The 21,982-nt window shown below is 63.2% G+C and carries 16 protein-coding genes; 3 read left to right on the top strand and 13 right to left on the bottom strand.

The features are described from left to right. The first annotated feature begins 100 nt into the window (after nucleotides 1–100). Nucleotides 101–1,873 carry an FAD-dependent oxidoreductase gene (locus QZ307_RS04485; RefSeq protein ID WP_295996448.1) on the top strand — a complete coding sequence of 591 codons (1,773 nt, stop codon included), beginning with the start codon at nucleotides 101–103 and terminating at the stop codon, nucleotides 1,871–1,873. A gap of 222 nt (nucleotides 1,874–2,095) precedes the next feature. On the opposite strand, the gene QZ307_RS04480 is transcribed toward QZ307_RS04485, so the two are convergent. From QZ307_RS04480 to QZ307_RS04465, 4 genes are all read right to left on the bottom strand, one after another. Beyond that, nucleotides 2,096–2,575 carry a hypothetical protein gene (locus tag QZ307_RS04480; protein WP_295996445.1) on the bottom strand — a complete coding sequence of 160 codons (480 nt, stop codon included), beginning with the start codon at nucleotides 2,573–2,575 and terminating at the stop codon, nucleotides 2,096–2,098. Nucleotides 2,576–2,700: 125 nt separating this feature from the next. Further along, entirely contained in the window at nucleotides 2,701–4,461 is a 1,761-nt protein-coding gene (locus QZ307_RS04475) for a proline--tRNA ligase (protein WP_295996441.1), read from the bottom strand. Then, complete coding sequence (gene ispG, locus QZ307_RS04470; protein ID WP_295996439.1) at nucleotides 4,458–5,528, bottom strand: flavodoxin-dependent (E)-4-hydroxy-3-methylbut-2-enyl-diphosphate synthase; 1,071 nt, start codon at nucleotides 5,526–5,528, stop codon at nucleotides 4,458–4,460. The genes QZ307_RS04475 and ispG overlap by 4 nt, the downstream gene beginning before the upstream one ends. 217 nt (nucleotides 5,529–5,745) lie before the next feature. Continuing rightward, entirely contained in the window at nucleotides 5,746–6,858 is a 1,113-nt protein-coding gene (locus QZ307_RS04465) for a site-2 protease family protein (protein ID WP_295996436.1), read from the bottom strand. Nucleotides 6,859–7,498: 640 nt separating this feature from the next. Here QZ307_RS04465 and QZ307_RS04460 point away from each other — a divergent pair. After that, nucleotides 7,499–11,467, top strand: a complete 3,969-nt coding sequence (locus QZ307_RS04460; protein ID WP_295996433.1) for a VaFE repeat-containing surface-anchored protein — start codon at nucleotides 7,499–7,501, stop codon at nucleotides 11,465–11,467. A gap of 142 nt (nucleotides 11,468–11,609) precedes the next feature. Here the strand turns inward: QZ307_RS04460 and dxr are convergent, their stop codons facing one another. The 6 genes from dxr to QZ307_RS04430 form a co-directional block, all read right to left on the bottom strand. Next, nucleotides 11,610–12,860 carry a 1-deoxy-D-xylulose-5-phosphate reductoisomerase gene (dxr, locus tag QZ307_RS04455; protein WP_295996429.1) on the bottom strand — a complete coding sequence of 417 codons (1,251 nt, stop codon included), beginning with the start codon at nucleotides 12,858–12,860 and terminating at the stop codon, nucleotides 11,610–11,612. 44 nt (nucleotides 12,861–12,904) lie between these two features. After that, entirely contained in the window at nucleotides 12,905–14,164 is a 1,260-nt protein-coding gene (locus tag QZ307_RS04450) for a phosphatidate cytidylyltransferase (protein WP_295996428.1), read from the bottom strand. Beyond that, the gene (locus tag QZ307_RS04445; RefSeq protein ID WP_295996426.1) at nucleotides 14,165–14,944 is read right to left on the bottom strand and encodes an isoprenyl transferase; all 780 of its coding nucleotides are present in this window, start codon (nucleotides 14,942–14,944) and stop codon (nucleotides 14,165–14,167) included. It lies immediately after the preceding gene. 46 nt (nucleotides 14,945–14,990) lie between these two features. Beyond that, on the bottom strand, nucleotides 14,991–15,554 hold the full coding sequence (gene frr / locus QZ307_RS04440) for a ribosome recycling factor (protein ID WP_295996423.1): 564 nt from the start codon (nucleotides 15,552–15,554) through the stop codon (nucleotides 14,991–14,993). A 61-nt stretch (nucleotides 15,555–15,615) separates the two neighbouring features. Then, nucleotides 15,616–16,332, bottom strand: coding sequence for a UMP kinase (gene pyrH / locus QZ307_RS04435; protein ID WP_295996420.1), 717 nt, complete (start codon nucleotides 16,330–16,332; stop codon nucleotides 15,616–15,618). 204 nt (nucleotides 16,333–16,536) lie between these two features. Next, nucleotides 16,537–18,159 carry a trypsin-like peptidase domain-containing protein gene (locus tag QZ307_RS04430; RefSeq protein ID WP_295996417.1) on the bottom strand — a complete coding sequence of 541 codons (1,623 nt, stop codon included), beginning with the start codon at nucleotides 18,157–18,159 and terminating at the stop codon, nucleotides 16,537–16,539. 253 nt (nucleotides 18,160–18,412) lie between these two features. Here QZ307_RS04430 and QZ307_RS04425 point away from each other — a divergent pair, with 253 nt between their 5' ends. After that, nucleotides 18,413–19,087, top strand: coding sequence for a GNAT family N-acetyltransferase (locus QZ307_RS04425; RefSeq protein ID WP_295996414.1), 675 nt, complete (start codon nucleotides 18,413–18,415; stop codon nucleotides 19,085–19,087). Here the strand turns inward: QZ307_RS04425 and QZ307_RS04420 are convergent. From QZ307_RS04420 to QZ307_RS04410, 3 genes are all read right to left on the bottom strand, one after another. After that, nucleotides 19,071–20,099, bottom strand: a complete 1,029-nt coding sequence (locus tag QZ307_RS04420; protein ID WP_295996476.1) for a histidine phosphatase family protein — start codon at nucleotides 20,097–20,099, stop codon at nucleotides 19,071–19,073. The two genes, QZ307_RS04425 and QZ307_RS04420, sit on opposite strands and share 17 nt — an antisense overlap. Nucleotides 20,100–20,340: 241 nt before the next feature. Then, nucleotides 20,341–21,243 carry a hypothetical protein gene (locus QZ307_RS04415; RefSeq protein WP_295996411.1) on the bottom strand — a complete coding sequence of 301 codons (903 nt, stop codon included), beginning with the start codon at nucleotides 21,241–21,243 and terminating at the stop codon, nucleotides 20,341–20,343. A gap of 161 nt (nucleotides 21,244–21,404) precedes the next feature. Next, nucleotides 21,405–21,982, bottom strand: a 578-nt coding sequence (locus QZ307_RS04410; RefSeq protein WP_295996410.1) for a fibronectin type III domain-containing protein, incomplete at its 5' end; no start/stop codon positions are given.

The following is a 21,982-nucleotide window of genomic DNA, read 5'->3' as shown; positions in this document are numbered from 1 at the left end:
GCAACGGCGGTATCCGGCCTCCCACGGTTTCCGCCGTTGCCACCCCGCATCACGCGTCGCAGGACGCACAGGGGAACAGATACGTAAGGAGGGAATCCCCATGACTAACGCAAGCAACATGGATCGTCGCAGCTTCCTGAAGGGCGCCACCGTCGCCGGCGTGGCCGCCGCGGCCGCGGGCACGCTGGGCCTGACCGGGTGCGCCCCGAAGACCGAGGGCACGGGCGAGTTGGCCGGCACGGGCGAGCTCATTCTGGACGCCGACAAGTTCGCCAACGCCAAGTGGAACTTCGAGATCGCCCCCGATCCTATCGACGAGAGCAAGATCGAGGAGACCGTCAACTGCGAGATCCTCGTCCTCGGCGCCGGCGTGGGCGGCCTCGTCACCGCCGCCTCCGCTATGGAAGAAGGCGCCGACCTGGTGCTTATCGCCAGCAGCTCGGGCCCCGTCTCGCGCGGCGGTTCCAACGCGGCCTTCAACACCCGCCTCACCCACGAGCTGGGTATGGACTACACCCGCGAGGAGATCGAACCCATCTTCCAGGACATCTTCGCCGCCAACAGCTTCCGCCTCGACCAGGAGAAGTGGTGGCTCGTGTTCGATGAGTCCGGCAACGCCATGAACTGGCTGATGGACAAGGTGAAGCCCTACGGCATCTCGGCCGTTATCGAGAACAACCAGCAGGACGGCGGCAAGAACTGGTGGGACGGCGGTCCGCTGAAGACGCTGAACGTATCCCACTCCTTCGTGGCCGAGGGCAACAACGCCGCCGGCGCCTCCCAGCAGATCGTCGTCGAAGCCCTGGCCGAGGAAATCCAGAAGGCCGGCGGCCAGATCTTCTACAACACCACCGCCGTGCAGCTCGATCGCGAGGGCGACAACACCGGTCGCGTCACCGGCTGCGTAGCCAAGACCGAGGACGGCAAGTACATCCGCTACACCGCCTCCAAGGGCGTGGTGCTGGCCACGGGCGACTTCTCCCAGGATCGCGACATGGTGGCGAAATACTGCCCCATCGCCCTGCCCTTCGGCAACGGCGGTGTGTACGACGGCAGCGGCCTGAAGCTGGCCCTGTGGATCGGCGCCGCCTGGCAGAAGTACACCCCCAACGCCCCCATGCTGGCTACCATGGGCGACGAGGTGCTGCCCTGCCGCTGGTGGGCCGAGGGTGCGCTGACCACCTTCCCCGGTCTACTGGTGAACAGCAAGGGCAAGCGCTACTCGAACGAGAACTGCACCTACGGCTATATGCCCTACCCCCAGCGCGTGCAGCCCGACGGATGCGCCTTCCTCATCTGGGACGCCAACTGGGTTGAGGCCTCCGCGCCCTGGCAGGGCGACCGCATCGGCGGCGAGGCGCGCGACACCCAGGAAGTGAAGGACGCCATCGAGATGCTGTTCGACCCGAACACCGACTGGACCACCACCGACGAGTACGCCGGCTTCGACGCCACCATGGCCGAGACCGCGGTGAAGGCCGACACCCTGGAAGAGCTAGCCGACGGCCTGGGGCTGCCCCGCGAAGAGTTCCTGGCCCAGGTGGAGCGCTACAACGGCTACTGCGCCACGGGCAAGGACGACGAGTTCCACAAGGACAAGCGCTTCCTGCTGCCGGTTCAGCAGCCGCCGTTCTACGGCATCCGCAACGAGCCCTACACCCTGTGCATCACCGGCGGCCTGAACACCGACATCCAGATGCATGTGTGCGACGCGAACAACGACCCCATCCCCGGCCTGTACGGCGTGGGCACCGTGGTGGGCGACATGTACGGCGACGTATACGACTACAAGGTTCCCGGCATTAACCTGGGCGGCGCCTGCACCACCTTCGGCTACCTGCTGGGCAAGAACCTGGTGTCTGGCGCCTGGTAAACCTGCTGGCACCCGGTAAACCCGCCAGCGTTTGGTGAAGCTGCGGGCGCCTGGTAGCTCTGCCAAGAAAGCCTGTCCGGAAACGCCCGGCGCTTCATGAGCCCTCCCTTTCAAGCCCCCCTGCCCACTGCAGGGGGGCTTGCTCTTTTCCGCTGCAGCCCCGACAAAAAGAGACGAGCCGAAGCTCGTCTCTTTTCTTGCGGAACATTGTTGGGCAGCGCGTTACTGCTGGTCGCTCTCATTCGCATCACGTGCGGCAATCTCGGCTGCCTTGGCGGCGAACTCGGCGCGCTGCTCGGGCGTCATGACCGCCATCTGGGCCTCCAGCACATCGTGCTTCAGGGCCTCGGCGAAGTTGGCGGAATCCTTCTTGGCGTTGTCCGTGGCCATCTCCGCCTGGGAGCGCGCGAAAGACACCGCGGACTGGCCCTGCTCCTTCAGCAGCTCAGCTGCCGTCTTCGCCTGATCGCTCATGTGGCTGGCAGCCGCCTGGGTCTGCTGGCCCACGCGCTCGGCCGTAGTCTGGGCCTGCTTCAGCACCTCGGAGTTGATCTCCTTGCCCTGCTCCACGGTGATCTCGCCCTTGGCGATCAGCTGCTCCACCAGCTCCTGGGTCTTTTCAGCCCCCAGCGCCATGGCGCCCACGCCGGCAAGAAAAATGTCCTTCAGCCCGTTGGCGAAGTTCGGAGTATTCGCAGTCATTTCGAGGCCTCCCGTTCCTGTTTGAGTTAGCTTCTCCATCATAGGCGGCGCACGGCCCCAGAAACGCCGACGGGGCGGTAGTGTTACCGCCCCGTCAGAGGTTGATTGAATTGGTAAGGCTTAGCTTACCCGAAAATAGCCTCGAAAGAACCGGTGCCGGCGCCATGCAGCGTGTTGTCGCGCATAGCGCGGCGAGCGAAGCCCATCATCTCGGCAAGGGTGTCCAGCGTGACGTCCTTCTTCTCGCCAGTGCGACGCAGCTTCACCTCGACCTTGCCCTCCTTCAGACCGCGCTTGCCCAGCACCACCTGCACGGGCCAGCCGATAAGGTCGGCGTCGTTGAACTTCACGCCGGCGCGCTCGTCGCGGTCGTCTATAACCACTTCGAAGCCCAACTCGTTCAGATCGCGGGCAATCTTCTCAGCCATGGGCTGCACCTCGTCATCGCCCACTGTCAGCGGAATGACGCAGATGTGCGCCGGCGCCACGGACAGCGGCCACTGGATGCCGTTCTCGTCGTGATGCTGCTCGACCACAGCGGCCATAGTGCGGCTGATACCCACTCCGTAGCAGCCCATGATGAAGGGCTTCTCCTCGCCGTCCTCGTCCATAAACGTGGCGCCCATGGCCTTGGAATAGCGATCGCCCAGCTGGAAGATCTGCGCCACCTCAATGCCGCGAGCGCCCTCCAGGGGCAAGCCGCACTCCGGGCAGCAGTCGCCAGGCTTTACCGTGGCCAGATCGGCCCACTCGTCCACCGTGAAATCCTGGCCGAGGCGCGCGCCCACGTAGTGGTAGCCGTCCTCGTTGGCGCCCACCACCCACTGCGGCACCGCCTGGAGGCTGGTGGAGGCAATGACGCGAGCGTTCTCGGGCAAGCCCACCGGGCCCATGGAGCCCTTGCACAGCCCGAAGGACTTCATCTCGTCATCGGTCAGCAGCGTGAAGCCCGGCACCACGCCCTCGATCTTCAGCTCGTTCAGCTCGTGATCGCCGGGGATGAACACGGCCACCAAATTGCCCTCGGCATCCTTGCCCGACAGGGCCTTCACCGTGGAGGACTCGGGGATGTCCAGGAACTCCGCCAGCTCGGCGATGGTGTGCACGCCCGGCGTGGCAACCTTCTCCATGGCGTCCACTTCGTATACCGTGGGGCGCGCCATGCAGGCACCGGCCTCGGCGTCCGCCGCATAGCCGCAGGAGCAGTACACCAGATCAGCCTCACCGGAATCGGCCAGGGCCATGAACTCGGTGGTCACCTTGCCGCCAATTTGGCCGCCGTCGGCCTCTACCTCGCGATAGTCCAAACCGCAACGCTCGCAGATGGCCCCGTAGGCCTTCCCCATCTCGTCATAGGTTTCCTGGAGCGACTCCTGGGTGGCGTTGAAGCTGTAAGCGTCCTTCATCACGAACTCGCGGCTGCGCAGAAGGCCGAAGCGCGGGCGAATTTCGTCGCGGTACTTCGTCTGGATTTGGTAGAGGTTCTGCGGCAGCTCCTTGTAGGAACGCAGCTCGTTGCGCACCAGCGACACGATGATTTCCTCATGGGTGGGGCCCAGGCACATCTCGCGATCATGACGATCCACCAGGCGCATCAGCTCGGGGCCGTAGGCGTTCAAACGGCCGCTTTCCTCCCACAGCTCGGCCGGCTGCAGCACCGGCATGAGAATTTCCTGAGCACCGGAGGCGTTCATTTCCTCGCGGACAATGTCCTCGATCTTCTTCAGCACGCGGAAGCCCAGGGGCAAAAACGAATAGAGGCCCGAGGCCGTCTTACGCAGCATGCCGGCGCGCAAAAGCAGGCGCGCGCTGTCGATGTCGGCGTCGGACGGATCCTCCTTCAAGGTGGGGGCATACAACTTGCTCATGCGCAGAACTTGACTCATAGGTTCTCCAACTCTTCCAGTAGGGCAGGCACAATATCTGACTCATTAACTTTGCGAACGATTTTACCATGGGAGAAAACGACGCCCGAGCCGGCGCCGCAGGCCACCCCAATATCGGCATCGGCGGCTTCGCCCGGACCGTTTACCACGCACCCCATCACTGCCACTTTCACGGGCTTCTGCACGGTAGCCAGGTGCTCCTCCACCTCGCGAGCCAGGCCGATAAGATTCACCTGACAGCGCCCGCAGGTGGGACAACTGATAAGCTCCGGTGCGCGGCGACGCAAGTCGAGGGCCCCCAGCAGCGTCCAGCAGGCCCGCACCTCCACCACCGGGTCGTCGGTCAGCGAGATGCGCATGGTGTCGCCGATGCCCTCTTCCAGCAGCACGCCCAGGCCAGCGGCGGATTTGATGATGCCCTGGAACGCCGTGCCCGCCTCAGTGACCCCAATGTGCAGCGGCACCTCGGGCAGCTCGGCGGCCAGAAGACGGTAGGTGTCGATGGTGGTTTGCACGTCATGGGCCTTGGCGGAAACGGCCAAATCGAAGAAATGGCACTCATCTTCGAAGAATCGCACATACTGGCGCGCCGATGCCACCAGCTTCTCGGGCAGCGTCAAATCCTGACGCTCGGCAACGGCGTCGTCCAGCGAGCCCGCGTTCACTCCAATGCGAATGGGAATACCCGCCTCACGTGCCGCCTCGATGACGTCACGCGTTGCCTCGAGTCCCCCGATGTTACCGGGGTTGATGCGCAGCTTGGCTGCGCCGCGCCGCGCTGCCTCAATGGCAATGGTGGCATCGAAGTGGATGTCGGCCACCACGGGCAGCGGCGAGGCAGCGCACACGGCCTCGAAAGCATCCAAGCACGCACGGCGCGGAATGGCCATGCGCACAATCTCGCATCCCGCCTCAGCCAAAGCCTCGATTTGAGCCAAGTTGGCCGCCACATCGTCGGCCGGGGCATTCAGCATCGACTGCACCGCCACTGGCGCGCCCCCGCCCACCGGCACCGCGCCCACCATAATGCGGCGCGTCCGCTGATGCGGCTTCATATTCTCATCCATAGAACTTCTTTCTCAAGAAAGAACCAGTCCAGTTATTATATCCCGCATGTTCGCCCAAGGAAGTCAGCGAGGGTTCGACAGGTGCCTGGAATTGCCCCGCCTTTGGGCCAAGCGGCCTTCGCGCCGCGCCGAGCCCAAAACAAGGGGCAAGGCCAGGTGCCTGTCGGAGCCGCAGCGTCGACGTTCCCGTCGGTCCCGTTAGGGCCGACGGAACAGATTATCCCCAATTCCCGAGCACGAACCTTTGGATGTCCTGGTTCAGCATGATGACGAACAAGCCGATGAACAGCGCCATGCCCGCCATGGACATATAGTTCATCACCTTCTGGGATACGGTCTTGCGCGTACCCTTCTGGAACACCTCCACCACAAAACGACCGCCATCCAGGGGAGGAATGGGCAGCAAGTTCATGATGCCCAGCGACACCGAGATCATGGCCATAAACTCGAGCCCCTCGATCAGGCCGGCTTGGAAGTAATCCTTCGACATGACGGCAATGCCCACAATGGACGTGGAGTCGGACACCGTCTGAGCCGCCGTGGCCGGGTTGAACAGGCCCACCACGGCCTGAATGACCATGCCGATATACGTAAAGCCCGCTTGCAGCGCTTGCAGCACGGAGGCATGGATGGTAACCAGCTCGCCCGTCTCGGGATGCTGCACCTGAAAACCGATGATCGAGAACACCAGAATGAACACGAGCATGGCGAACAAGAGGTTCATGGCAATGCCCGCCAGCAGAATAACCGAGCGCTTCCAGAACGGCAGCGAACGGTACTGCTGGGAGTACTCGCTCTCATACAACGCATGGGGGTCGTCAACCGGACGCGCCTCGCCCAGCTGATAGGAAGTAAGTGCCGGCTTGCCCGCCTTGGCCGCCTTGCGCTGCTGGCGCTTGGTGGGCATCACGCGCGGGGCGCGATAGGTGTTGAACTGGTCCTGCTTGGTGGGGCCGATGACGCTGCCCCACTCCACCAGTTCCTCCAGCGCCTCGTAGGCCTCGTCGTCAGTGATGCCGCAATCGAGAGCAATGTCCTCCATGTTCGCCGTACCCCGGCGATAGAGCGCGGCAAGCACTTCCTGCAAATGAGGCTGCAGCGGTCCCGCTTCCATACCGCACACCTTGGCGTAACCGCCCAAGGGAACCGCCGTCACGCCGAAGCGCGTCTCGCCGCGAGTAAAACCCACCGAGGGGCCGGGGAGTCCCAGCATGAACTCGGTCACGCGCACGCCAAAGGCGCGGGCCGCCAGATAATGGCCTCCTTCGTGGATGAACACCAGAAAGCCGATGACCACCACAGCGCACACAATAATGATCAGCAAATCCATCGCACAACTCCTTGGGAAGGGAAGGGTCGATATCGAGAGTGCCACCGATCGCCGTCGGCGGCTTTAGTTCGCAGCCCATTATAGGAAGAGGGGGCAAACCCGCCTTTGCACAACGGCCTCACTCGCGAAATCCCTATAACACACGGGCATTTCTGCGCAGATTCTTCACGGAGCGGCCGCTGTCGCACGCCCTCTCGGGCCTCCCCCCTTATCGGAAGAACCGTGCGACTCACTGCCTCGGCTCTGCAGAATGCAGGGCGGCTTCGCGGCGGCAGCAAGGCGACAGACCCGCGAAACCCGGTGCCTAGGGTATACGCCATCGGGTGCTTCGCTGCTCTACGCCAAACCACTCTCTCGGCCTCTTTTCCTCCGTGGACGTTTTGAGACAGCGGGCACCCGATTCCTGTCTCTTTCGTCGTCGCGCCCCGCTGCGCAGAGAGGAGTGCCCATGAGCCCCCACCATCCTGTTCCCCTACGCGCCGCCCCTGTGCCAGCGGGCCTTCGCGACGCGCGCTCAACCGTCTTTCGTTTCCCCCGTTCCCTCCCCCGCGCCTGTCTGGCGCTTCTTCTTGTTTTAGGGCTGCTTCCAGGCCTCTTATCCGCCCGCCTCGAACCGGCCGTGGCCGCTGAGAGCTTCCGCGTGAACGTTGTTCTGCACTTTAAGGACACAGCCCTGCGCACCATCGATTTCGCCAGCTACGAAGCGGCGGCTCAGCAGCGCAACGACTCCTTTATCGTGGATGTGGGGCAGCAGAATCCTGCCTGCTCCTTCGACGACCATCTGCGCTTCGCCGTCTACGATTACTACGCCACCTTCAACAACAAGCAGATCGATCTTACTGAGCAGTGCACGTACGACGCCTCGTCCGGCGAAGTTCGCATTCCCGCCGCTTTAGTGCCGAGCCCCGAAACCCTTGCTGTGGTGTTCTGGCTGGCGCCAACTCACCCCGCTTACGAGCATTTCGTGCTGGCCGACCTCGACACTTCCGATGCCATCGTATCTTCTGGCACTAGCGAACTCCGCTTTCGCTCGGACGTGCCCGACGCCATCCGCGAGGCCAAGTGCGCCGACAGCGCTAGCTCCACCGGCCCGCTTAAGCGACTGGCAGCCGGCTTTCCGGGCACCCTCGACAAGCACTATCAGCTGAACTCCCATACGCGCCTGGAGAACTTCGATATCGACATGAAGAAGAAGCAGGCCGCCTATGGGTTCCCCAGCGCCATGATCGGCAGCTATGGCTTCGGCGCCTTTTTCGGCACGCGCCAAGTGTACGAGGGCGGCGTCTCGACGGGCACCACGTGGGACGAACCGGTGCTCAAGCCCTCATCGAGCACGTACAACGAGGCCGTCGACGCCTTCTTCGGCGACACCATTGCCGGTCGTCTCGGCAAAAATGCGGAATTTGCCACGGCCCGCAACGGCACCGAGTACCGCACGCGCTATCTTACGACTGGCTCCAGCTACCAAGACCCCGGCTACGGCCCAGGCGAGGCGCCCAACAACAAGGCCATGGCCCATGGCACCTGCGGCTCCTCCGGCGTGGTGAACGGGGGAGGCGCCATCATCATGGACTCTGCTGGGGATAACTACCTGGCCTTTAAGGGCACCTACAAAGGCTCGCAGTCTGCCTACACCGGATGGCTCAAGTTCTTCTACAAGTTCGACGCCAAGTCCGCCTCGACGGGGCAATCCTTCCAAGATGTCGTGGGGTACCTCCTCGTTCCCCCGCCCAACCAAGGCAAGGCCCAGGCCATTAAAAAGTCGGCCAATCAGGCGCTCTCCAACGCGAATAGCCGCTATTCCCTGAAACATGCGGTAATCGCCGCCTTTGCTGACAAGAGCGACGCTGAAGCCGCGGCGGCCAAGGGGAAGAGGGGCACCTGGGACACCTGGCAAGAGGCGCGCGACTGGGCGCGCACCCACACCAACCTCGTCTTCGTCAGCAAAGACGACGGCAAGAGCAACATCGTTGCCGAGGTGGAGGCGGGCACCTATTACGCCGCCGAGCTGTTCGCGCCGTCCGGCTTCCGCCGCTACGATGGCGTCAAGAAGTTGACCATCGAAGCGCGGGCCGACGACGAGAACCCCGACACCGTCACCTTCGTCGACGAGCCCCAGCGCGGTGCCATCGACCTGGTCAAGGTGTCGGACAACCCCCGGCTCACCGACGGCAATCCCTGCTATTCTCTGGCCAATGCCACCTACGGCGTTTTCACCGACGCCGCCTGCCTCAACCGCTACGGCACCATGGATGTGGCCCCTAACGACAAGGGCGCCATGGTGGCGCGCATCGACGAAGTGCCCATCGGATCTTATTGGGTACGCGAGACCAAGCGCGCCGCCAAGGGCTATGCCGTCGACCCGCGCATCTATCCCGTCACTGTGGTGGATGGGGAAACCTTTCACGTGAACAAGGGCGCCGTGCCCGAGCCGCCCAAGCTCGAGCCCCTTGATATCCTGCTCAGAAAGGTGGACCGTCGCACGGGAAAGCCCGTGCCCCAGGGCGGCGCCAACTTAGGCGATGCCCACTTCCGCATCAATTACTACCCCCTGGAAGGCGCTAGCGCGGCCACCTTGGCCACGGCCCAGCCCCAGGCCTCGTGGGTGGTGCGCACCAACGACGAGGGCGCGTTCTCGCTCAAGCAGGCCGAGGGCACATTTACCCATCGCAGCCAACGCGGCCCCGAGCAGGTGCTGCCCTACAAGGTGAGCGGGCCGGACTTCTACAAGCTGCAAGACGGAACACTAGGACTGCCCATCGGCTCCTACACTATTCAGGAGGTGAAGGCCCCCGAGGGCTACCTTCCCGACACCACCGTGCACGTGCGCCACGTCAGCGACGAGAATCACGACCGCGAAACTTTGGAAAACTTTCAGGCGGAGGAGGGCGGCGACCGCATCAGCGACGTTGTTGTGCGCTCCGATCTGCGCTTCATTAAGCGCGCGAACGGCTCAACGCGCCTTGCGGGCGTTCCCTTCAAAATTACGGCGCGCTCGACGGGCGAGTGGCACATCTTGGTCACCGACAAGAACGGCTTTGCCTCCACCGAGGCCTCCGCTTCTCGGCCGCACACCAGCCGCACGAACGCCAACGACGCGCAGTTTCGCGATGCCGAGGGCCGCTTCTCCCTCCCCCTCTCCGTTGACATGAGCCAGCTGGACGCCAACGCGGGCTGCTGGTTCAGCGGCGGCGCCTCCGAGGGAGCTTCCCCGGCCGACAACGAGGGCGCACTGCCCTACGATCTCTACGATATCGAAGAGCTGCGCTGCCCCGCCAACCAGCTGTTCTCCATGATCCGCGATGAGGTGATCGTGGACGCCGTCGACCAGGGGAAGGTGATCGATCTGGGAACGCTCAACAACACCACCGACAACAAGCCGCGCATTCGCACCCACGCCTACAATGGCGCCACCGGCAACCTGTTCGACAGCCAGCTGAACGCCGAAGACGAGGCCGTCATCATGGACCGTGTTTCCTACGAGGGCCTGGAGCCGGGGCAAGAGTACACCCTTGAGGCCGTGCTGATGGATCGCGCGACGGGCGAGCCTTTCCTGGCCGACGGAGAGACGGTCAGCGCCACGGTGGCCTTCGTCCCCAAAGAGTCCAACGGCTTCGTCACCGTGCCCCTGACATTCGACGCTTCTTCCGTTACCGAAGAGACTGCCGTCGTGGTGTTCGAGACCCTCAAGCGGGGCGAAACCGAGGAGGCAAGCCACCGGCATATGGACGATCTCAAGCAAACTGTGACCATCAGCCCCGTGGCCTTGCACACGAACGCCCACGATCAAGCAAGCGGCACCCACGGGGGAAGCCTTGGCGACCCGACCACCATCGTCGACGTCGTGGCCTACCGAGGCCTCACCCCGGGGCGCACCTACACCATGACCGCCGTGCTCATGAATCGTGCCACCCAAAAGCCCTTCACCGTCGACGGTCAGGTTGTCAGCGCCGACCGCACCTTTACTCCCGAGGATTCTCAAGGCACCATCGCCATGGAACTGACGTTTACCCCACCCGCCAATGGCGACTTTACCGCCAGCGATGACCCGGGAACGGATGGCGACGATTCCGGCGACAACACCCAGCCTGGGCCTGACGCTGGAGCCGACAATGACCCCGATGCTGAACCAGGTGCTGAGCCTGACGACGAGAACGGCACGGGCACAGAGCCCGACGACGAAGATGCTGACCGCACGAAGGAGCTGCCGCTCGTGGTCTTCGAATCGCTGTACTACAACGATAAGGAAATAGCGCTCCACGCCGACCTCGACAACCAAGACCAGACCGTCGTCTATCCCCTCCCCGAGGAGCCCGAAGAACCCGAAGAGCCCTCAGTCCCCGAGGAACCCGAAGAGGTTTTGCCGCCTGATGAGCCCGCGCCCCTTCCCGAAGAGCCGCCAGCGCCGGAGAGCCCCGAGCCGCAGGAGCCGCCTACGGAAGTTGAGGAAACCCCGGCCAAGCCTACCGAGGTCAAGGAGAAACCGCGGCCCTTTGCCGCGCTCTCTCAAACGAGCGACAACCTCGGCCGCGCCACTGCAGCCCTCGTGGTGGTCGTGCTAGGCGCTGCTAGCACCCTCGTCATTGTTCGCCGGCGACAGCGCAGCTAGCCGGGCGTCACGGAACTCTTCCAAACGACGGCTTCTGCTATTCGCAGTCGATCTCCTCGCTCGCAGATCGAACAACCGCCCCTCAACCCACGGAAGGGGAGGCGCTCCAGCCTCCCCTTCCGTTTTGTTTTCTGCGCTATCGCTACAGCAAGGGATGCGTGCCGCACCAGGCGCGGGCGAACACGCGCGTGCGAGCGTCCACCTCTTCAAGCTGCTCGAGGCTTTCCACCGGCTCGGAACCCTGCGCCTCCATGGCCGCTTCGACACAGGCCGCAATATCCAAATAGCTGATCGAGCCGGCCAAGAACTCCGCCACCGCCACTTCGTTCGCCGCGTTCATCACGCAGGGCAAGGTGCCCCCCTGGCGGCCCGCCTCACGTGCCAGGGCCAAACAGCGGAACGTGTGAGTGTCAGGAGCGGCGAACTCAAGGGTGCCCAGGGTGCGGAAATCCAAGGGTGCCACCGGAGCCTCCCAACGATCGGGGTACGAGAGGGCAAACTGGATGGGAATGCGCATGTCCGTGGTGCCGAGATGCGCCTTCACGGAACCGTCGGTGAATTCCACCATCGAGTGAATGGCGCTTTGCGGCTGCACCACCACCTCGATCTTGTCATAGGGCATGGCGAACAGGTGGTGGGCCTCAATCACTTCCAGGCCTTTGTTCATCAGCGTCGACGAGTCGATGGAAATCTTCGCCCCCATGTTCCACGTGGGATGGGCCAGAGCCTGCGCCGGCGTAATATGGCGCAACTCGTCACGGGTCTTCCCGCGGAAAGGACCGCCCGAGGCCGTTACCCACAGCTTGGACACCTCGCGCGGGTTCTCTCCCAACAGGCACTGGTAAATGGCCCCGTGCTCGGAGTCGATGGGCATGAGCGCCCCCGCCGGACCCGTGGCCGGCGCAAGCCCAGCGGCCCGGCGCGCCTCGTCCACCTGCGCCGCCAGGGGCATGATAAGGTCGCCCCCCACCACGAGCGACTCCTTGTTCGCCAGCGCCAGCACCTTGCCCTGGGCCAGCGTCTCGTAGCTGGCGCGCAGGCCCGCAGCTCCCACCAGGGCGTTTACTACTACGTCGACGTCCGGCAGGCGTACCAAGTCGAGCACGGCCGCCGGCCCCACTCCCACGGTGCCCTCATCTCCCGAGTGACTCGCTGCCAAGCGCGCCGTCAGCTGGCGCGCCTCGTCGATGCGCGGGTCATTGGCCAGGGCCTCATCGCCCACCGCCAGGTGGCAAACGTCGAATTCGCGCGCCTGGGCCAGGAGCGTGTCGATGCGACTATGCACCGCCAGACCCACCACTTCCAGCTGATCGCTGTGCTGGCGCACCACATCGAGCGTCTGCGTACCGATGGAGCCCGTTGACCCCAAAACCACTATGCGACGCTTTGCCATGAGCGCCCCTTTCGCCACGTTGCTCTATTTTTCTTCAAGCGCCTTTAGAAGAGCGCGTAGGGAATGCAGCCGCCGGCCACCAGCAAAATAGCAGCGGTGATAGAGGTGAGGAACAGCGAGTCACTGCGATCGAGCAGCCCGCCATGACCCGGCATAATGGTGCCGGAATCCTTGAACCCCGAATTGCGCTTGATGCGGCTTTCGGCCAAATCGCCGAGCACGCCCATGGCACCGGCGACAACGCCAAAGCACACCGCCTGCACCAAGGACATCGTAATACCCGGCACAAACGACAGCGCGCACCAGAAGAGCACCGAGCCCACCAGGCCGGCGATGAAGCCCTCCCAGCTTTTCTTCGGGCTCGTGCGCGGGGCCAGCTTGTGCTTGCCAATTTTGCTGCCCACCAGATAGGCGAAGGCGTCGTTGGCCCACACTGCCAGGAACAGCAGCAGCACCGCCACCCCGCCCCACGGGCTGGGCAGCGACACGCGGATAACGATAAGGCCGCACAGCAGCAGGCCCGTATAGGCAGCCCCGAAGAAGCTGACGCACACATCGGGGATGCGCGCTCGCAACCAGAAGACGTACCACACCAAAAGCGCCAGCATAAGAGCAAGGCTCACGATCATGGCGCCGATCAGACCCGCCACATACACGCTGAGCGGATAGAGCACCGCCGCAATGATGCCCAGCATCTCGTTGGGCAGCTTCGCGTCGGAGCGCAGCATGTAGAAAAACTCGCCCGCGCAAATGCCGGCCACGGCCATGAGCATGAGCACCATGGGGATATTGCCGGCCAGCACGCAGATGACGGTGACGGCGGTGTACACCACGCCCGTGCGGAAGCGTACCTGCAAGTCGGAGGGGTTCTTCAGCTTCTTCGGCGTTTTGTCGAGGGCCTTCTGCTTCAGCTGATGGCGCTTCTCGGCGCGACTGTCGCGCTTCTCCTGGCGCTGCTGCGCCTCCTCCTCGGAAAGGTCGTAATGCCACGGGGGGCCCGCGGGCGCCGTCTCGGGATCGCACACGAGCGGGGGCAGCCCCTCCTCTTCCGCGGAAGGCTCAGGGTCGTCGCCATGCAGGCGGCGCTGCAAGCGCGCCTGGGCCTCGCGGCGCCGGCGCTGCTCGGGGGTTTCGAAATCGTCGTCGTCCGCGCCTTCGAAGGCCTCGACGGCCTCCACCTCCTCGCGCACCGCGTTTTCGGCCGGCCCCGCCTTGGGGGCGTAGGCATCGGCACTGCGGCGCAGACGCTCACGCGCCTGGCGGGCGCGGCTCTTTTTCTCGTCGGGGGAAAAGATGCTCGGCATCTAGGCCACCCCTCCGAACCGACGGTCGCGGTTCTGGTAATCGAGCAAGCACTCGAGAAAGGTGTAGCGGTTGAAATCGGGCCACAGCACCTCGGTGACGACGAACTCGGCATAGGCTATTTGCCACAGCAGGAAATTCGAGATGCGCATTTCGCCGGACGTGCGAATGACCAGATCGGGATCGGGCATCCCATAGGTATAAAGCCCCTCTTCGAACAGCTCTTCGGTGGGGGCAAGCACCTCGCCCGTGGCTTCGGCCTCGAGCACCGCCCGGCGCATGCAGGCCTCGGTGGCGCGCAGAATTTCCTGACGGCCGCCGTAGTTGACGGCCACCACCAGCGTCATGCCGTCGTTGTCCTTGGTTTTTTCCCAGGCAGCATCGAAGGCATCGCGGGTTTCCTGGGGCAGCATGGACAGATCGCCGATGGTGCGCACACGCACGCCCTCTTCATGGAGCCCGTCCACCTCGGCCAGCATGGTCTTGGCGAACAGATCCATGAGCCCGATGACCTCGTCTTCGGGGCGCTTCCAGTTCTCAGTGGAGAACGAGTAGATGGTAAGGTAGCGCACGCCCAAATCGGACGCGCAGCGAATGGTCTCGCGCACCGCCTCGATGCCGGCCTTGTGCCCCTTCAGGCGGTTGAGAGCGCGCTTCTTCGCCCAGCGCCCGTTGCCGTCCATAATGACGGCCACCGATTCTGGGATGCGCGCCGTATCCAACGCCGACGGGTCAAGCCCCGCCGGCGGATTCGGAAATATGTACGCCAGATCTTTGTTCATACACTCGCTCAAAACGTACGGGTCGTTGGCAGTGCCAGCGAGGAGCCTAGATCTCCATGACCTCGGCTTCCTTGTGCTTCAGGGCCTCGTCGATTTCGGCGACGAACTTGTCGGTGATCTTCTGGATCTCGGCCTCGGCGCGCTTAGACTCGTCCTCGGGCAGGTTGTCGTTCTTCACGGCCTTCTCGATGGCGGTGTTGGCGTCGCGGCGGGCGTTGCGCACGGCCACGCGCGCTTCCTCGGCGTAGGTTTTGCACTGCTTGGCCAAGTCGCGACGGCGCTCCTCGGTGAGCGACGGGAAGGGCAGGCGGATGACCGAGCCGTCGTTGTTGGGGGTCACGCCCAAATCGCTCTCGAGGATGGCCTGCTCAATGGCGCGCAGCATGCCCTTGTCCCAGGGCTCCACCACCAGCAGGTGCGCCTCGGGCACCTTCACGCCGGCCATCTGGTTGATGGGCGTGGGCACGCCGTAGTAGTCGACCTTGATGCGGTCGAGCACCATGGCGTTGGCGCGCCCGGTGCGCACGCCGCCGAAGTTCTCCTTCAGCGCCACAACGGCCTTCTCCATGCGCTCCTCGGCGCTCATCAGGATTTCATCTACATCTGCCATGGGGTTCCTCCCTAGTTCACAGGGGATCGCGCGATCCCTTCGTCACAATTGAACGGTGCCGCTACTCGACGACGGTGCCCACGGGCTCGCCCTGCAGGGCGGCCTTGATATTGCCCGGCTTGGTAAGATCGAACACGATCATGGGCACGTCGTTGTCCATGCACAGCGAGGTGGCCGTGGCGTCCATGACGTTGAGGCCGCGGCTGAGCACGTCCATGTAGCTGATATGGTCGAAGCGCTTGGCATCGGGGTTCTTCACCGGATCGGCATCGTAGACGCCATCCACCTTCGTGGCCTTCATGACGCAGTCGACGTCCAGCTCGCAGGCGCGCAGCGCCGCGGTGGTGTCGGTGGTGAAGTACGGGTTGCCGATGCCCGCCGCCAAAATGACCACGCGGCCCTTCTCCAGATGGCGAATGGCGCGGCGGCGAATATAGGGCTCAGACACTTCCTGCATGTTGATGGCGCTTTGCACGCGGGAGAAAATGCCGTGGCGCTCGAAAGCGTCTTGCAGGGCCAGGGCGTTCATCACCGTGGCCAGCATGCCGATGTAGTCGGCCTGGGAGCGATCCATGCCTTCGGCCGAGCCGGCAAGGCCGCGGAAGATGTTGCCTCCGCCGACGACTACCGCCAGCTGAACGCCGTCATGCACGATCTCGGCAATTTCCTCGGCCAGATCGTCGACCACCTTCGGGTCGATGCCGTAGCCTTGGTCACCGGCCAAGGCTTCGCCGGACAGCTTGAGCAGGACGCGGTCGTACTTGTATTCGTTTGACATCGAATAAGTCCCTTCGTCGGCAAGGAATAGTTTAAACGGATACATATTACCCGAAATGACGTACCGACACTGCGTCACTGCCTCAACACCTGAAAAAACAAACGGCCCCTCGGTCGTATCCGAGGGGCCGTCGGCTCGTGCGTCAAACGCGCAGGATGCACGGAACGCGTGGAGTATGCGGAGCGCTCAGAGCCGCAGGCGAACCTAGGCCGCGTCCTGCTGCTCGGCGTCACGCTGGCCGAAGAGGTCTTCAAGGCGGTAGCCGTCATAGGACTGCTGCTGGCTTTGGGCCTTGGCCTTCTCCTGCTGGGTGGCCGAGTCGTCGCCCAGGGTAACCTGGATGTCGCTCGTCTGGCCGCCGCGGTTCACCGTCAGCGTGACGGTGTCGCCCGGCTGCTTGGTGCGCACGTCCAGCATGAGGTCGGAAGCGCTTTCCACCGGCTGGCCGTCGAAGGCAGTGATGATGTCACCCACCTGGATGCCGGCCGCCGCGGCGCCCGAGTCCTTGGAGACGGCGGCCACGTAGGCGCCGGTGTCGGTGGACAGGCCGTAGCGCTGCGCGTTCTGAGCATCAACCGTGGACAGGCTCACGCCGAGCTGGGCATGGGTGGGCGTCTCGCCGGCAATAATCTGGTTGGCCAGGTTCACGGCGTAGTTCACCGGGATGGCAAAGCCGACGCCGGAGTAGTTGCCGGAGTAGGAGGTGATCAGCGTGTTGATGCCGATGAGCTTGCCCTCGGAATCCACCAGCGCGCCGCCGGAGTTGCCCGGGTTGATGGCCGCGTCGGTCTGGATCATGTTCGGGTAGATAGTCACTTCACCGGTGCCGCCGGACTGCAGGGACTCCTGGGCGTCCATGATCTGGGAGCGGCTGGTGGCCGACACGATGCCCGTGGCCACGGACTGCTCCAGGCCGAAGGGGCTACCCAGCGTCATGACCCACTCGCCGATGGTGAGGTTATCGGAATCGCCCAGCTCCATAACAGTGAGCCCGCTGACGTCCTTCGCCTTCAGCACGGCCACGTCGGAGGAGGGATCGGTGCCCACCAGCTCGGCGTCGTAGGTCTCGCCGGCAACGGTGACCTTGTAGGCCTCGCCGCCCTCGACTACATGGTTGTTGGTGATGATGTAGCCGTCTTGGGTAAGCACAACGCCGGAACCCTGAGAGTACATCTGGAGGTCCTGACCGCCCTGCTTATCCTGGCTGCCCTGGTCGTCGCCGTAGCCGTAACCGTAGTCATAGCCGTAGCCGAACAGCTCTTCCAAGCCGCCCATGCCACCGGTGCTCTGCTGGGGCGTGGCGTACACGTCGATGGCCACCACCGACGGCAGGCACTTGGCCGCCACGGCCTCGGACAAGGTGGAGTCCTCGGCGCTCACGTTGATAGTGGTCTGCTCGCCCGTCGTGGGGTTGGTGATGGTTTCAGTGTGGCTGGCAACGGGGTTCATAGCGTTGAACACGCCCCATACGCCGAAGGCCAGCACGCAGGCCACCAACGCGCCCGCAAAGGCAATGAGGAAGGTCTTGCCGCCCGAGCCCTTGGGGGCCGCATGCTGCGCATGCACGGCCACCGGCTCGGCCTCGTAGGTTTGATGGGGTGCGCCAGCGCCGTAGGGCTGCTGGCCATAGGTGCCCGCCTGGCCGTAGTTTTGCTGGCTGCCATAGGGCTGCTGGGCCGACGCGTAGGGCTGGTACGCGCCCTGGGGCTGGGCCGGAGCCGCGGGCTGCGTCGGCTGCAGCGGCGTCGGCTGAGTGTCGCCCGGTGTGGGATGCTGCCCCGGGTTCTGACCCGGAGGGGTGGGAATACCACCGTTCATATCGGTCATAGAAATCTCCTTTGTAGAGGGGGCCATTTCTTTTTGCTGGCGCAAACATTACCACCGACGTGCACTTTTCCACCGCCCTGGCAACACATCGTCACAGTCGCGTCACGGAGATACACCAATTGGTGTACGCCCTGTAGAAGCCGTTCCGCGGAACGGCTTCTCAACAAAGAGCATGAGAAAACCCGCCGGTGCCGTCCACGGTGCCAGAATAACGGAAGAACTTCGATCATCCGGACGCCCGAGGAGGCCCCTTATGAAACTGCCTAACCTTATCACCGTTGAACCGCAAAACGAGAAGCTCCTGGTCGAGCTTGCCAATATGGCCGGCGACTCCTATCTGGAAGAACTCTGGGTGCGCGAGCTGCTCTCGGGAATGCCCACGGGCTCGGAAGGGTCCGACCGCGAGCGCTTCCTCTCTCGCGCCCTCGTGCTCAACGAAACCATGGCCGCCGCCCCGAGCCAGTCGGTCCACTGCACCGGCGACGGCTACGGCCTCACCATTGCGTACCAGCGCAGCGAATTGGGCGACACTTCGTGGGCGCAGCTTATGAAAGATGCCTCGGCGAATCTGATTGCCTCGGTGTTCTCAGACGAGGAAATTGACGCCTACGAGAGGCAGCAGCGCCGCATGGAGGGCGTCACCGTACTTGATTGGGTCGAGCGCGAAGAGGCTCCGGGGGATTTCCTGCACATCACCTTGGCGGCCGTCGACAGCGACCATCGCGGCTCGGGTACCTTCCGCAAGCTGCTCGAACCCGTGCTCACCTACGCCGACGAGGCCCAGCTGCCCGTGTTTCTGGAAACCTATTCCGACGATCTGACGTCGCTCTACGAGTACTTCGGCTTTACCGTGGTTCACGAGTTCAAGGACGCGGATGTGTCCATCTATCAGCGCTGCCTGCGCCGCGATCCTAAGCCGCAGGCGTAATTTCCGACGCCTCTTCCGCAGGCTGCGGCTCCTTGGGGGCGGCGCCTGCGGAGGACAGGTGGCTCGTATCACCCACCATTTCTACGGTTACGGCACCTGCATCCCACACCACCTTGGTCAGCGACGCGTTCGCAATGCGCGACGGGTCGTCCTCTTGCTCGCCCGCGAACATGAACACCAGCGCACGGATGAACATGGCATGGGTGACCACCAGCACGTTGCCGCCTCCGTGGCGCTCCACCGAGGCGCCGCAGTCGTCCAAAAACGAGGCAATGCGCGTCGAGATGGCAGCGAAGTTCTCCGCCCGATGGGTTTTGTCGGTGCGGCTCAGGTAGTCGGCAATTTCATCGATGCGCTTGTTCTGCTCGGCACGCGGCAAGTCGTCGCCGAAGAGGTCGTACAGGCGATTGCGCAACTTCACCGTGGGCTGACCCTCCAAATCGCCGAAGCACCATTCGCGCAGACGCGTGTCGCGACGAATGGGCAGCGGCGGCTCACCCGGCTCTTCTAGAACGCGCGAGGGCAGCACGCGCGCCGGATACTCAATGGCGTCGGCCTGCTGGACGCTGGGCATCCACTGCTCCGAAAGCACCATCCAGCGCGTTTCCACCTCAGGCGCGGTCGGGGTGTCGGGCACTTTCGATTGCGGAGTGAGGCAGCCACGGGTGCGCAGGTACTGCTCCATGGCCGTGATCTCGTCCATGTCGCCGAACTCGGAAAGATCGGGGAAGTCGCCGTCGTTGTCGAGAAGCACTTCTTCAGCAGCGAGCGCCTTGCCGCTGCGCAACCGTGCTCGCTCGTTCTCCCGCGCTTCAAGAGCAATGGACAGCGTGTCCTCAGCGCGTTGGCTGTCGCTGGTGCAAGCGCCAACGAATTCAAGGTTCGCCAGGCCATTGCCGAGTTTGTAAGCGGAGTACACACCCTGGGGAGAAAGCGGCGAATCGGCCCAGCCCTGCACCTTGCCAGCAATATTGAACTGGGTTTCGCCATGGCGAGCGAAGTAAAACGTCACAGTCAAACGGCTTCGCCCTCCTTGCGCGCGTCAGGTACTTCGACGACGCGGCTGCGGAGAGACAAGGCCGTCCGCTCGGCTGTGCCATCGTGGGATCGCGGCGCGATCCCCCTCGCGTATTATCCGCTTCCCTTAATACAGATGCAAGAAAAAAGCTGACGACGGGTCAAGGGTCAGCGTCCTCGCACTGCGTCGTGGCCGCCTGACGAACGGCTCCAGGCACTGCGTGGAAGGATGGTCCTCATTCCCCTACAGCGGCTTTGGCCTCGCTTAGATACGCCTTCGCCTCCGCATAGTCGCCGCGCGCCGCTAGCAGCTGGACAACGGCCACATGGTTGCGCAGGTCATGGCGAAGCTGGGCGGTGTCGGTCAGCAGACGCTGAGTTACTTCCAGGTCCTGCAAGTAAGCTGCTAGCCGCTCCTCCAACAACGCGGCTTCGATGTCGGCCTCGCGCTTGCGGGCCCATCGGCCCATCTGGACAAACAAGACGGCATCGACCATGGCGCACAGGACAAACAGGGAGAAGACAACGACGAGCTGCCCCAGCGAGTCTTGTCCGGCATCAAAGCAAAGGGTCATGACAATATAGAAGAACACCATTTGCAAAGCGGGGAACAGAATGAAGCGTGCCGTCCAGCGGGATGAGGACACTTCGCCTTTTTCGGGAAGGACGCGGTTGCAAACCCAGCGCAGACCCGTCAGCAGCAGGGGCTGCACGATCATCTGTCCCACGATCATGGCCGCTACGAAAGCCGACGCGTGAGCCAACGCCAGGGCGTTGTCCATGAGCTGCAGGCCCGTCAGCGACACCCAAACTATGGCGCACACCACTTCGGCCGCAAACTGCAGCAGCATACTGGCCAGACATACCAGCACGCGTCGCACCACCGAGCCGCGCAGACAGAAGAACGGCACCGCCAGCGAGCCCATAAGGCCCAAGCCCATGCGGGCAAAGGGCGTCAGAACAGGCTTGAGAAATTGGGTGAGGATCATGGCCGCTACCGCCGCCGCCCAATACACCTTCTTCGAGCGCGGCGGCAGAATGCGCTGCACACACCAGTAGTACACCACAGAAACGGGAAACCCGCAGATCACGTTCACAAAAAGATTCTGCGGCTCAAAGAGCACCGCAAGTGCCTCCACCGACCCTCCCCCGCCGCAGCCAACAACAACGCACGATTGTAGCACGGAGACGAAATCAAGGTGGTTCGTCCCCATGAAAGCGCCCCGCATTCAAATGCGGGGCGCACAACTTAAGCGCACGTAGTACTTCTTGACGCCTTTCTCATAGCCACCTCCGAACCTTACTGGGTTTTCACTTTTTGCTTTTGAGACCACTCGGAACAGTAGTTCTTCCCGCCAACTTGCTTGTAGGTGCGCACTTGTACGTAGTAGGTTTTCTTAGCCTTAAGCTTTTTAATTTTGGCCGTTGTCTTCTTGGCTCCCGAAACCGTGAGGGTTTTTGCGCCCTTCATTGATTTGCTCGTGGAATAGCGAATCTGATAACCAGCGGTTTGCTTAGATTGCTTCTTCCACTTCACCGTGAAGGATTTTTTGCCGGCCTTGACGGACTTGACCGCGGTTCCTTTGGGAACGATCTTAAACGTGCAGGTCCGCGTTGCGCCAGCGTACTGACCTTTGCCCTTGATGGTTACGGTGGCGACGCCCACCTTTTTGTTGTTCTTGTAGGACAGCGTATAATCGCGGTTCTTCTTGAGCGTCACGCCGCCAGCCTTCACTTTGATGCTGGGTTTCAGGGACTTGCCAGTATAAGTTGCGGCAGCTTTAGTTGAGATGCTTGCGCGAGCCAGGGCACGATCCACACGAAGCGTGTAGGTCTTCCCGACGGCGCCGGTCCAGTTCGCCACCTTCACGTAGTAGG

This window comes from uncultured Adlercreutzia sp. (assembly GCA_910585575.1).
GTDB lineage: Bacteria > Actinomycetota > Coriobacteriia > Coriobacteriales > Eggerthellaceae > Adlercreutzia.
Note: the sequence above shows the minus strand (reverse complement) of the source record. Positions and strands in the feature narration are given on the sequence as shown.